The sequence below is a fragment of the Thermosipho japonicus genome (assembly GCF_014201655.1).
Taxonomy (GTDB): Bacteria; Thermotogota; Thermotogae; order Thermotogales; family Fervidobacteriaceae; genus Thermosipho; species Thermosipho japonicus.
Genome location: NZ_JACHEX010000005.1, coordinates 16,885 through 30,075, shown reverse-complemented (window position 1 = coordinate 30,075; position 13,191 = coordinate 16,885). Strand labels below are relative to the sequence as shown.

At 27.8% G+C, this 13,191-nt stretch carries 13 protein-coding genes; 9 read left to right on the top strand and 4 right to left on the bottom strand.

Annotated features, from left to right (window positions below; translation table 11 throughout):
* Positions 1 to 49: 49 nt before the first annotated feature.
* The 9 genes from HNP65_RS08170 (at position 50) to HNP65_RS08130 (ending at position 7,704) form a co-directional block, all read left to right on the top strand.
* The gene (locus tag HNP65_RS08170; protein WP_184619781.1) at positions 50 to 580 is read left to right on the top strand and encodes a GNAT family N-acetyltransferase; all 531 of its coding nucleotides are present in this window, start codon (positions 50 to 52) and stop codon (positions 578 to 580) included.
* On the top strand, positions 577 to 1,914 hold the full coding sequence (locus HNP65_RS08165) for an aldehyde dehydrogenase family protein (RefSeq protein WP_184619780.1): 1,338 nt from the start codon (positions 577 to 579) through the stop codon (positions 1,912 to 1,914). The genes HNP65_RS08170 and HNP65_RS08165 overlap by 4 nt, the downstream gene beginning before the upstream one ends.
* Positions 1,915 to 2,185: 271 nt before the next feature.
* On the top strand, positions 2,186 to 3,007 hold the full coding sequence (locus HNP65_RS08160; protein ID WP_184619779.1) for a phosphate ABC transporter substrate-binding protein PstS family protein: 822 nt from the start codon (positions 2,186 to 2,188) through the stop codon (positions 3,005 to 3,007).
* A gap of 11 nt (positions 3,008 to 3,018) precedes the next feature.
* A complete protein-coding gene (locus HNP65_RS08155) occupies positions 3,019 to 3,879 on the top strand; it encodes a PstC family ABC transporter permease (RefSeq protein ID WP_184619778.1) in 861 nt (286 codons plus the stop codon).
* A complete protein-coding gene (gene pstA, locus HNP65_RS08150; RefSeq protein WP_184619777.1) occupies positions 3,872 to 4,693 on the top strand; it encodes a phosphate ABC transporter permease PstA in 822 nt (273 codons plus the stop codon). Before HNP65_RS08155 ends, pstA begins: the two co-directional genes overlap by 8 nt.
* On the top strand, positions 4,680 to 5,432 hold the full coding sequence (gene pstB / locus HNP65_RS08145) for a phosphate ABC transporter ATP-binding protein PstB (RefSeq protein ID WP_184619776.1): 753 nt from the start codon (positions 4,680 to 4,682) through the stop codon (positions 5,430 to 5,432). The genes pstA and pstB overlap by 14 nt, the downstream gene beginning before the upstream one ends.
* A gap of 14 nt (positions 5,433 to 5,446) precedes the next feature.
* Entirely contained in the window at positions 5,447 to 6,115 is a 669-nt protein-coding gene (gene phoU, locus HNP65_RS08140) for a phosphate signaling complex protein PhoU (RefSeq protein ID WP_184619775.1), read from the top strand.
* Positions 6,093 to 6,761 carry a response regulator transcription factor gene (locus tag HNP65_RS08135; RefSeq protein ID WP_184619774.1) on the top strand — a complete coding sequence of 223 codons (669 nt, stop codon included), beginning with the start codon at positions 6,093 to 6,095 and terminating at the stop codon, positions 6,759 to 6,761. Before phoU ends, HNP65_RS08135 begins: the two co-directional genes overlap by 23 nt.
* A complete protein-coding gene (locus HNP65_RS08130) occupies positions 6,754 to 7,704 on the top strand; it encodes a sensor histidine kinase (protein ID WP_184619773.1) in 951 nt (316 codons plus the stop codon). Before HNP65_RS08135 ends, HNP65_RS08130 begins: the two co-directional genes overlap by 8 nt.
* Here the strand turns inward: HNP65_RS08130 and HNP65_RS08125 are convergent.
* The 4 genes from HNP65_RS08125 to rgy all read right to left on the bottom strand — a co-directional run bounded on the left by HNP65_RS08125 (position 7,691) and on the right by rgy (position 13,179).
* Entirely contained in the window at positions 7,691 to 8,806 is a 1,116-nt protein-coding gene (locus HNP65_RS08125; RefSeq protein ID WP_184619772.1) for an ROK family transcriptional regulator, read from the bottom strand. The two genes, HNP65_RS08130 and HNP65_RS08125, sit on opposite strands and share 14 nt — an antisense overlap.
* A 127-nt stretch (positions 8,807 to 8,933) precedes the next feature.
* The gene (locus HNP65_RS08120) at positions 8,934 to 9,368 is read right to left on the bottom strand and encodes a transcriptional regulator (RefSeq protein WP_184619771.1); all 435 of its coding nucleotides are present in this window, start codon (positions 9,366 to 9,368) and stop codon (positions 8,934 to 8,936) included.
* Positions 9,369 to 9,382: 14 nt separating this feature from the next.
* Positions 9,383 to 10,087 carry a KaiC domain-containing protein gene (locus tag HNP65_RS08115; protein ID WP_184619770.1) on the bottom strand — a complete coding sequence of 235 codons (705 nt, stop codon included), beginning with the start codon at positions 10,085 to 10,087 and terminating at the stop codon, positions 9,383 to 9,385.
* On the bottom strand, positions 10,084 to 13,179 hold the full coding sequence (gene rgy, locus HNP65_RS08110; RefSeq protein ID WP_184619769.1) for a reverse gyrase: 3,096 nt from the start codon (positions 13,177 to 13,179) through the stop codon (positions 10,084 to 10,086). The genes HNP65_RS08115 and rgy overlap by 4 nt, the downstream gene beginning before the upstream one ends.
* Between the last annotated feature and the right edge of the window lie 12 nt (positions 13,180 to 13,191).

Below are 13,191 nucleotides of genomic sequence, written 5' to 3'. Positions count from 1 at the left end.
TATTCTTTATTTTTGATATAATTTAGCTAAGAAAGAAGGGGGGATTAAAATGTACAATGGAAAATTGGTTAGGTTAAGGGCGTATGAAAAAGGGGATTTGGAAATAGCAAGAAAATTTGTAAATGATCCTGAGGTTAAAAAATATTTGATTCCTGGAATTCCGTTTCCATTAAGGGGTGATGATGAAGAAAAGTGGTATAACAGTTTAAACCCATTTGGAAAAGGGGAATATTCTTTTGCTATTGAAAGGATTGAAGATGGAAAATACATTGGAGGTTGTGGTATAAACAAGGTCGATTGGAAAAACTCAGTTGCTGAAGTTGGTATTTTTTTGGGAAAACCATATTGGAATAAAGGATATGGAACAGATGCTATGAGAGTATTAGTCAATTTTGTTTTTAACGAAATGAATGTTAATAAAGTAAAGTTAGAGGTATTTTCTTTCAATGAAAGAGCAATAAGAAGTTATGAAAAAGTAGGATTTAAAAGAGAAGGAGTTCTAAGAGAGGAGATATTTAGAAATGGTAAATATTACAATGTAATTGTTATGGGGTTACTAAGAAGGGAGTGGAATAGTTGATAAATTCTTTAAAAGAATTGTTCAGTACTGGAAAAACATACAATTTAGAGTTTAGGATTAATCAATTAAAAATTTTAAAACATGCATTGGAAGAATTTGAAGAAGATTTATATAGTGCTCTTTTTCTTGATTTAAATAAATCAAAAGAAGAAGCTTTTTTGACAGAAATATTTATTGTTTATAGAGAAATAAAATATTTTATTAAGAATTTAAAAAAACTTTCAAAGCCTAAAAGAGTAAAAGTTGGTATTGAGAACCAATCTGGAAAAGGTTTTTTAATTCCTGAACCCTATGGTGTAACTTTAATAATTTCGCCTTGGAATTATCCTGTAAATTTAACACTAACTCCTTTAGTTGGAGCTATTGCATCTGGAAATTGTGTTGTTTTAAAACCTTCTGAATATTCAGAAAATGTTACTAAAGTTTTAGAAAAAATGATTACAAAGTATTTTTCAGAAGATTATATAAAAGTAGTTACAGGAGATGCAGAAATTTCTAAAAAACTTTTAGATCAAGATTTTGACTATATATTTTTTACAGGAAGTCCAGGTGTAGGAAAATATGTGATGAAAAAAGCATCTGAAAGACTAATTCCAGTAACACTTGAGCTTGGAGGAAAAAACCCAACTATTGTAGATTCAACTTGTGATTTAGAACTTTCAGCTAAAAGAATCGCTTGGGGAAAATTATTAAATGCAGGGCAAACATGTATTTCTCCTGATTACTTAATTGTTGAAGAAAGTATTAAGGAGCAACTAGTTGAAAGGTTAATTAAATATTTTGAAGATTTTCAAAGTAAGATGGCTTATATAATTAATGATAGGCATGTAAAAAGGCTAAAAAATTTATTAAATAATACAAATGGAAGAATAATTTTTGGAGGGAAAGCATACGAAAGAAGGTTTGAACCTACCATTGTAGATGATGTGAAAATAAACGATTCATTAATGAGTGAAGAAATATTTGGTCCCATTTTGCCTATAATTACATTTAAAGATGAAAAAGATATATTTGAAATAATTAGTAAAAATCCATATCCTTTGTCTCTTTATGTATTTTCGAATAACCAAGCTTTTGTTAATAATGTTATTAATAAAATTCAAGCTGGTGGGATAAGTGTAAATGACACAATTTCTCATTTTGTTCCTGAAAATTTTCCTTTTGGAGGAATAAAAACAAGCGGAATAGGAAGGTATCATGGTAGATATAGTTTTGAAACATTTTCACACTTAAAACCGGTATTTTTTAGAGGAAAGTTTGAAATTAACGTAAAATATCCCCCATATAATGGTTTTGAAAAAATTCAAAAAATTTTAAAAAAGTGGTACCTATGATTTTCATTTTTTTAAGTAATTTACATTGCTAACAGTTTTATCTGCAAATACAGAAAGACTGCTTATGTATGAGTAATTTATACTTTTAGTATTTATTTGCATTTTTACTTTATGAAAGTTCATCAGTATTTTTAGGCTTTCATTATAATTTTCATACCAGCCTTAATATAGCACTCCTTTATCTCTTAACATTTCTTAATATTTCTAAAAAAAAGTAAAATGTATATTTTAGATAATACTCCTGGAGACCAAAAACCAGGAGGTGTTTCTTATGAGAAAGATTTTTGTCATTTTTGCATTGTTGTTGGTGTTTTTTGCATTTTCAAGAACTTTGGTAATTAAGGGTTCAAACACTATTTTCCCAGTTGCTCAACTTTGGATAGAAGAGTTAAAAAAGATGTATCCAGATATGGAGATAACGCTTGAAGGAGCAGGTTCATCGACTGGTATTGCAGCCTTATTTAACGGGACAGCAGATATTGCAAATTCAAGTAGGTGGTTAAAAGAAAGTGAAATTGAAAAAATGCATAATATAAAAAAATATTTTGTACCTATTATTGTTGGTTATGATGGTATAGCAGTAATTGTAAGTAAAAATCTTGGAATAGAAAATATATCAATAGATACTTTGAAAGATATATACACTGGAAAAATAAGATACTGGAGTCAAGTTGATCCAAATTTACCTAAAAAGCAGATAGTAATTTATTCAAGAAATACGGCATCTGGAACTTTTGAAACATTTGAAAATAAAGTTTTGAATAAAGAAAAAATGGCTCCATGGGTTAGAATGGTTGAAAGTACTCAATTTGAAATTGAATCTGTAAAAAATAATCCATATGCAATTGCCTATACTGGAATTGGGTATGTTACAGAAGATGTTAAAGTTTTAAAAGTAGATGGTGTTTTACCGACTAAAAGAAATATTTTAGAAGGAACCTATCCAATTTCAAGACCATTGTACATGTTTGTTGATGCATCAAATGGATACCTAGTTGATGATCTCATTAAAAAATATGTTAATTTTGCAGTTTCTAAAAAAGGACAAGATTTAGTAGAAAAAGCAGGATATGTTTCTGCATATGGATTTTAGGGGGTAAATAAATGAGGGCTTTTAAGTATTATTTTCAGATGTTTTTAATATACTTTTTTGCGCTGTTGTCCATCACAGCGCTTTTTCTCTTAATAGTATTTATATTTAAAGAAGCATTGCCAGCAATTGTTGAACTAAGGTTAAAACCGTTGATGAGCATTTATTGGTATCCAACGTATGATCCTCCTGAATTTGGTATGTTAGCTCTAATTGTTGATACTTTACTTGTAACATTAGTTTCATCAATTATTACTATTCCAATTGGTTATTTTATATCATTCTATCTTCATACTTATTCAAGTGGTTTTGAAAAGAGATTCATTAAATTTATTATTAGTATTTTGTCTGGGATTCCATCTGTTATAATTGGGATGTTTTTGGTATTTTACATTTCACCAATATTTTTGAATTTTGGTGTGTGGTCTACTGAGAATTTTCTCCTTGCAGTTATTGGCCTTTCTTTGCTTTCACTTCCTTATTCCGTTTCACTTATGACAGATTCTTTAGACAGTGTTCCGAAAGAATTGATTGAAAGTTCACTTTCTTTAGGAGTTTCTAAATTTATTACAACATTAAAAATTACAACTTTGGCATCACGTTCTGGATTAATTAACTCAACGATTTTAACAATTAATAGGATAATAGGAGAAACAATGGTAGTTTTATTGGTTGGAGGAGGAGCTGCAATGATTCCTACTTCATTTTTTGATCCTATAAAACCTTTAACGGCAGCTATAGCTAGTGAAATTGGCGAGGCAGGGGTTGGAAGTATGCATTATCATTCATTATTCCTAGCTGGTTTAATTCTATTAGTAATTTCTTTGTGCTTAACTTATATATCAAAGTTAAGGAGCTGGAAAACATATGGATAAATTTGCAAAAATTATCTTAAAGATTTTGTCGTATATTGTGGTAATTTTCGTTGTATTTGTAATTATAGAAGTTTTAGCAAATGGGGTAAAATATTTTTCTTTAGATTTCTTTACAAAGTATCCAGAAAATGGGATGAGACAAGGTGGAATATTTCCAGCAATAGTTGGCAGTATTTATATTATTATTACAAGTGTTATTTTTTCAGTTCCATTAGGAATATTTACTGGAATATTTTTAGCAGAGTATAAAGATAAGAAGATATCAAAAATAGTAGAATTAGCAGTTACTGGACTAAGTGGAATGCCATCTATAGTTTATGGTTTATTTGGATATGCTATGTTTTCAATTGCTTTGGGATTTGGGACTTCAATATTGTCAGCATCTCTCACACTTTCTATAATGACTTTACCAATAATTTCAAATTCAACAAAAGAAGCTATGTCAAGTTTACCAAAAGAACTTAAAGAATCAGCATATGCATTAGGGGCAAAAAGAAACGAAACTATTTTTAAAGTGTTATTAAAAGCATCAAAATCAAGAATTACTACGGGTGTTTTATTAGGACTTGGGCGAACTTTAGGAGAAACTGCACCAGTATTGGTAACAGGATCTGTTTTTTATGCTACTAGTATGCCAAAGAATATTTTTTCTCCAGTAATGACATTGCCAACTCATATATACTATCTAATTTCTGCATATGGGAAAGAATCAATGTGGATGACAAGTGGAACGGCAGCATTTCTTCTAATTTTGATTTTGGTTATTTACTTGATTGCTTATAAAATAGGAGGTATTAGTAATGGAAATAATTGAATTTAAAAATTTTGGAGCATATTATGGAGAAAAAAAGGTTGTTAATAATGTGACTTTTCCAGTGTATAAAAATAAAATTACTGCAATAATAGGACCTTCAGGTTGTGGAAAATCAACTCTTTTAAGAAGTATAAATAGGATAAATGATGAAATTCCAGGATTTAAAGTTGAAGGATTACTTTTAATTGACGGAAAAGACGTTTATACAGATGTGGATGATTTAACAGTTTTGAGAAAGAAAGTTGGAATGGTCTTTCAAAGGCCTGTTCCATTTCCAATGAGCATTTATGAAAACATAGCTTTTGGATTAAAAATACATGGAGTTAAAGATAAAAGTAAAATAAATAAAATTGTTGAAAAAACTTTAAAAAAAGCAGCACTATGGGATGAGGTGAAGCATGAACTTGATAAAAATGCTTATTCACTTTCTGGAGGGCAACAACAAAGGTTGTGTATTGCAAGATCTTTAGCTATTGAGCCAGAAGTTTTACTTTTAGATGAGCCAACATCTGCACTTGATCCAATAGCAACTCAAAGAATAGAATCGCTTTTGGAAAGATTATCAGAAAAATATACAATTGTTATAGTGACACATAATATAGCACAAGCAATTAGAATATCAGATTACATTGCATTTATGTATAAAGGAGAACTTATTGAATTTGGAGAAACATCTGAAGTTGTAAGAAATCCAAAAAATAAATTAACAGAAGAATACTTAAATGGTAAAATAGGTTAGAGGAGGAATAAAATATGGATACTATACATTTTGAAAAAGAATATTCAATGTTAAGAGCTTATATTTCTAAAATGCTTTCATTAGTATCTCAATCTTTTGAAAATGCTATTGAGGCATTAGAATTTTTTGACGTTTCTCTTGCAAAAGATGTTATTAATAGCGACGATGAGATAGATTTATTAAATAGACAAATAGAAGAGAAGGTTTACGATATTATAGCTCGCTATAATCCTATTGGGAAGGATTTGAGATATATAATTACGATGATTAAGTTTTCGAATAATTTAGAAAGAATTGCTGATTTATCTTGCAATAGTGCAGAAAAAGTCATTTATTTTGAAAAGAACAAAATTGATTACAAGATGATAAGGGAAGTAAAAGAAATGTTTGGAATAGTATTAAAAATGCTGCATGATACATTTTTGGCTTTTTCAAAAAAAGATATTGAATTATCCAAAAAAATATGGTTTGATGACAAAAATTTAGATGATTTAGAAAAGTTGATAAGAAACAAATCACAAGATCTTGATAATAAAGAATCTATTATATACAATATTCTAATAGCACGTGATTTAGAAAGAATAGGCGATCATTTAACAAATTTATGTGAAGAAATAATTTATATAGAAACTGGAAAGGAAATAAAGGAGATAATAAATTATGGAAAGGATTCTAATAGTTGAGGATGATTTATCAATAAGAAATATTTTGAAAAAATATTTAAAATCTCATGGATATGAAGTTGACGAAGCAGGAAGTATAGTGAATTTTCGTAAAAAGTTATATAATGATAAATTTGATCTAGTTTTGCTTGATATAATGCTTCCTGATGGTTTTTCGATAAATGAATTACCTGATATAAAGGTTAATTTTCCAGATCTTGGAGTAATTATTATTTCCGCAAGAGATAGCGATAATGATAAAATATATGGTCTTGAAATTGGTGCCGATGATTATATTGCAAAGCCATTTAATCCACGCGAAGTTATTGCAAGGATAAAATCGTATTTTAGAAGGGTTTCAAAAAATAATGAATATATAAAATATGGACCATTAGAAATATTTTGTGAAAATTATGTTGTTAAATTAGACAATAATGAAGTTGAGATGACTGCTAAAGAATTTGAAGTTTTATGTTTACTTGCAAAAAATCCAAATTATGTTTTTTCAAGGGAAAAAATTTTAGATACTGTTTGGGGAGATGAATTTATTTCAGATAGAGTTGTTGATGTTCATATAAGTAATATAAGGAATAAGATAGGAAAATCATGGATAAAAACAATAAGAGGAGCAGGATACAAATTTAATCCGAGGGGATATGATGTTTGATTTTGAAATTTTTCAAAATTTTGATGAACCTATTATAATGCTTGATGGTTTAAAAATAATAAAGGCAAATAATAAAGCATTGGAATATGGTTTTAAAGAAAATTTTGAAATTTTGGATGTATTTACATCAAAAAATATTGATGTAATAATTGAGTTTTTAATAGAGAGAAAAAATTTTGAACTTGAAGAAAGGCTTTACTTTTTTGAGTTTTCAGATTGGAGATATGTAAAAATTAAATTTTTTGATAATTTACTTTACTTATCTGATCTAACTGAATATATAAAAATTAAAGAGGCAAAAGTTAATTTTACTACGGCAATATCCCATGAATTATTTAATCCACTTTCAATTATTAAGGCTAATACAATTTACCTAAAGGATACTCTTAATGAAAATAATAAAGATATTTTGGAAACCCTTGAAGATATTGAAAAATCTTCAAAGAGAATGGAAAGAATTATAAAGCAGTTGAAAGTACTTGCGATGTTAGAACTTGGAATGTATAAACCTAAGATTGATATAGTAGATTTTGAAAAAATATTAAATGAGGTTATTGATGAACTTTCACAGAAATTGAAAAGTAAAAATTTAACGCTCGATTTAAAAATTTTAAATAAAGAGTATAAAAGTGATGGTTTTATGCTTTATACAATAATTAAAAATTTGCTTTCTAATTCTATAAAATATTCATACAATAATTCCACAATTTTCATTGAAGCATATAAAGATAAAATAATAATTAGTGATAGTGGAATTGGTATAAAAAAAGAAGATTTAGAAAAAGTTACACAAAGATTTTATAGAAGCAAAGAAGCCACCAAAATGGCAACAGGGTCAGGGTTGGGACTTTCGATTGTAAAACATATTTGTAATATTTTAAATTATAAGTTGATTATTGAATCAAATTATTTAATTGGTACAAGGGTTATTATTCAATTTTAGTTATTATATATTTTTGTAAGGCATTAATTGATGCGCCTAATTCAATGTTATTTTCAAGTCCGCGGAAAATTATAGGTATTGGTATTTTATTTGAATTAATAAGCTTTTTTTGTAACATCTGTGAAAACCATGGTGTTACACCTTCACCTGTTAAAATAACTTTTTTTGGCTCTAAAATTTTAAAAATTGTTGAAATAAATATTGTTAGATAGTTAAAAGTGTCTTCATAAATATTCTCGGCCTTTTTTTTAAAGGTTTTATAAAGTGTTCTTACTTCGTTTAGATCATTTTCAAAATTTTCTTCATTTTCTATAAAATCTATAATTTTAAGGTCACTGTATTTATACTTTTTCAAAACAGCGTAATCAGAAGCAAGAGTTTCAAGACAACCTGTACTTCCACAATAACACTTTTCATGTCCTCCAGCAAAAAAATGTCCTATTTCTATTATTTTTCTATTTTTCTTATTTTTGAGTTCACCATTTCCATAGTAGCATGCACCAATTCCAGTACCATAATTAATAACTAAAATGTCTTCTCCATTGTATTTAATATATTCTTCGGTTGCAATTGCTTCAACATCATTTAATATGGAGTGCACAGAATTTTTAAAGTGAATTTTAATAATTTTTTCAGGAGAAAAGTTTTCAAGTTTTAGAATTTTTGAATTTACTTTTTGACCTACAACTTCTCCGGAAAAAGCCATTCCAACAGCTTTGATATTTTCTTTTTCAGAAATTTTTTCAAAAGCATCATTTAAAAATTTTGAGAGGTTTTCATTTCCAATATTTTTTTTACTAAGTTTAAAAGTATAGCGTTCAAGAATTTCAAAGTGTCCATTTAATTTTGTAATATTTACATAATCTCTTCCAATTTTGACTCCCAGTGAAATCCAATAATCTTTATTTAATGATAAGTACTGCTTAGGTCTACCTTGCCCAAATGATGGTTCTTTATATATTTCAATAAGGTTTTTAATTTTTTTTATAGTATAAGACAACGTAGAAGGAGTAATATTTAATTTTTTTTCAAGTTCTGATCTACTTACTTTATCGTTGATTAACAATTCATTGAGGATTTTCTGTGATGTAGATATTTCCATTTAATTCACCTCTTTAATTTGCTTTATATTATACACTTTAATTTTATCATATATCTTAATTTATTTAAAGTTAAATTTAACTTTAAAACTAATTAACGAGAAATGAGTAAAAAGTAAATCAAAAAGATTAATCTTTTGGAAGATAATCCTTAACTTTGTTATAGAATTCTTTTATGGAATTTTTTAAAATATTATTTTCTTGTTTTAGTTTCTCATTTTCTTCAAGAATTGAACTAATGGAGATTTGTGATTCATCAATTTGACCTTGTTTTAGTAAATCGTATGTTTCTCTAACAATTTGACCCGCTTTACTTTCTCCTTTTAAATGTTTTCTAATTGTTTGTTCTGTTCTACCAAGTTCTTCAGCTATTTCAGGAATTCTCATGCCAGCTTTTTCTCTTGCTATTGCACTTGAGGCAACTGCTAAACTGTCAACCCATGTGAGTCTTTCAGACGGATCTTTTATTAGATCTAAAACATCTTTTCTAAATAATGTTGCATAAAGTAATATACTTTCAAGTTTGTGAATTTCTTGTTTCCCCAGAGGAGTTAGTGGTATCATAATGTCTCACCTCCTTAGCTTGTTATTTTTATACCGCTTTGTGTTATTTCAAAGTAATGTCTTTTTAGAGAATGCGATGTTCCGCGCATTTTCCATATTAGTAATGATCTTTTAAGTTCACCTTTGATTTCATCTAGATCAAGTCTTATAATTCCATCTACACCATGCTCCACACCTGGACCACCAAAGCCTCTTTCATCAATACTAACTTGGCTAACTAATAAAGAAGTGCAACCTGTACCTGCAAGTACTCTTTTGAGTTGAAGAATTATGCTTCTAGCATAGGTTGGCTTGTTTAAATATAATGTTGTTACAGAATCTATAACAACTCTTTTAGCATTTATATCTTTTATTGCTTGTCTTAATACATCTATGAAATCGTGTAAATCGTTTAGATCTCTAACTATGTACTTTTCAAATTCTTTTGATTTTCCAAATCCAGTAGTAAATGCATCTATAAGTGCAAATAATCCTTTTTCTTCAAATGTTTTTGTGTTCCATCCAAATTGAGACATATTTTGTCTAACTTGGATTGGATGTTCCTCAAGTGATACGTAAATCCCAGGTTCGTTATTTTGAAGCCCGTGCCATAGAAATTGCTGGGAGAATATTGATTTACCAGTTCCAGGTCCACCACTAAGTAGGACAACATTTTTTTCTGGAATACCGCCATTGAGTATTTCATCTAAACCCATAATTCCAGTACTTACTTTTTTCATTTAATCCCCCCTTTTATTTCATTGTATATTTCATGAAGTGTTTGTTGAAATTCTTTTTTACCTTTTTCAACTTCGTCCATTATTTTTTCTAATATTCTGGTTGTTTCTTCATTTATGAATTTATTGTATTTTGAATTTAAAAAGTTGTATACAAATTTTCCAAGCTTTGTTGGGATTATTCGTTTATATTTATTTTCAAATATATATTTTCTTTCAAATAAAACTGAGATTATTTTAGCGTATGTTGAAGGCCTTCCTATATTTTTTGACTTCATTTCTTCAATTATAGTTGCTTGTGTAAAAAGCGGAACCGTATGTTTATCGTAAACTTTTCTATCAGTTACTTTATTCTCATTCATTAACTGTATGACTTTTATTGGCATAAAAATGTTCCAACCATCTTCTAAAATTTCAGTTATTATTTCTTCACTTTTTTCTGAATTTTCAGTAATTATGTTTAGTCTTGCTTTTTTTACTTTAATTTTTTTGGATTGACTTGCAAGAAATCTATTAAATATTTCTTTGTAGATTAGTAAATGTTTTTTATCAAGATTTATTATTTTTTCTTTTATCATATCTTTAAGTTCTTCTGGCGAAATAGGCTTTACTGGCCTAATTCCTTCATGAGCACCTTCATTTCCAAAACTTTTTGGCTTATATAAATGAGTTTTATTAATTAATTTAAAGTATTTTTCTGCAACTGCCTGGCCTGTTTTTGAAATTCTAGTTGAATCGGTTCTGTGGTAAGTTATAAATCCATTTTCAAAAAGATTTTGCAGAATGGACATAATTTCATTTACTGATAATTTATATTTTTTTGAAATTTCAGATAAAATAGTTGAAGTATTAAAAGGTGCAGGTGGTGCTATTGTATCTTCATAAATATTTTCAATTTTTAAGGTAGCATTTTCATGTATTCCTTCAAATTCTACTTTTAATCCATTTTCAAATGTAAATGATGTGAATTTTTTAATACTATTTTTGTACTCTTTTTCTCGTTGAATAATCCAACCTAACACGGTACTTTGAACTCTTCCGGCAGAAAGTGTTCTTTTAAAATTGGTTTGTAGTTTTTGACTTAGTTCAAACCCTATCCATCTGTCTTCAATTCGTCTTACAATTTGAGATTTCACCAAATTTTCTTTAATTTCCCTTTTTTCATCGATTCCTTTTAGAAATGCGTTACGAGTTATCTCATGAAGTTCTATTCTTTTAATATTACTATTTACAGGGTAAATATATTGTAGAATGTCATATGCAATTTTTTCACCTTCAACGTCTGGATCCGATGCTATCAAAATTTCGTCAACTTCAAGGGCTAGTTCTCTTAGGGCTTTTAAAATATTTAATTTATCATCAATATTTTTTGAATTACATTTTGGGCATTTATCGTAATTATCTACGAATTGATAACCGCATTCTTTGCATTTTTTAATTGTGTTATAAATTGGAATAAAGGTATTATTTGAAAATTCTACACCATGATAACCTTCTTTTGTGATTAAGTCATATGTGTGACCTCTTGTTGCAGTTATTGTTATTAAACCTTCTTTTGTTATCGACTCAAAAGAAATTAACCCGTTTAAACTTCTTATAGAAGAAATACCAAAAAATTTTGATAGTGTTTCAGCTTTTGTTGGAGATTCAACTATTATGAGTTTAGAAGAAAATTTTAAGTCTTTATTTTCTATATTTTTTCTTGATTCATTTAATTCGTTAACTAATTTTTTTATGTCTATATCACTGGAATTGTAAAATTCTTCGTCAGTAATCCAAAAAAGTCTAGAAGAAAGTTTTTCGAATATTTCATCATTTTCTTCAAAAACAAAACTTGCACCTTTTAATAGATTCCCTTTAAATAATCTTGAAGTTCTTCCAGTTGCTTGTACGTAGGTGTAAATGTCAGGTAAAATTAAATCTTCTTTTTCGATTCTGAACTTTGGAATTCCCCAAAAGATAACAGCTTTTATTTTCTCAGGCAAGTCTATTCCTCTAACAAGTTTTCCATAATAGGAAGAAATTCCAATTAAAATGTTTAATTTTCCATTTTTGAATTTTTCAAAAGACTCTTCAAAATTTTCCCAGCTTGTTCCAGCTTCAATATTATTTTTTTTAAGTATTTCTTTTAGTTTTTTTGCTTCATTTTCATTTTCGGCGTAGATTACTATTCCATCATTTAATATTTTTAATAATTCAATTAGTTGGTTAATTTCTTTGGTTTTATATCTAATGTGGATTATATTTCTGGAAAAAAAACTTGGTTTTCCCAAATTAAAGTTAAAGATGTATCTAAATAATAAAGGTCTTATTCCCTTAGGCCTTGCAGTTGCAGAAGATACAACTAATATTCCTTTATTAATATCTTTAATTTCCGGCTTTTGTCCGATTTTTAACTTTTTTAATGTTTCATTTATTACATTTTCTGGTACACCAGTTAACATAATTATTGTTTCAATGTTTTTTGATGACTTTAGCACTGAATCAACATCGTCAATAAATACAAAATCAAAGAATTTGTTTTTTAATTCTTCTTTACGTTTTGAAATAAATTGAGTTGAGACTATAAGTATTTTATAGTCATCTTTTTTGAATCGCTTTTCGAAATCTTCTTTTTCAGACTTTTTCATATTTGAATTGTAGTATAATATTTTTATTGTTTTATCTAGTTTTTCGATTTTTTCAACAACTTGTTTTACAATTGCAATTGTTGGAAATATTAATATGGATTTTTTTTCTTTTTTGGCAAGCCAAATAGCTATTAAAATTCCAAAGGTAGTTTTCCCAAGGCCAGTTGGTGCTATCATTGTAAAGCTTTTTGATAGTAAAACTCTCTTTGCCCATAGTTTTTGATATCCATTTAGTTTTAATCCTGTTTTTTCCACAAAAAAATTAAAAAAGTCTTTGAATTCATTTTCAAATCTAATATATTTTTCTAATTTGTATAGTTTATTAGTCGTTATTAAACTATTAATATAATCATTAGTTTCATTCGGAAGACATTCAATGCAGGGAAACCCTTTTAAATTTCTGTCATCCGTGTTTATTTTCTCGCAGTTAATGCATGAGTGATCAAATTTAAGATTTACAGGCATATTTTTCCCCCT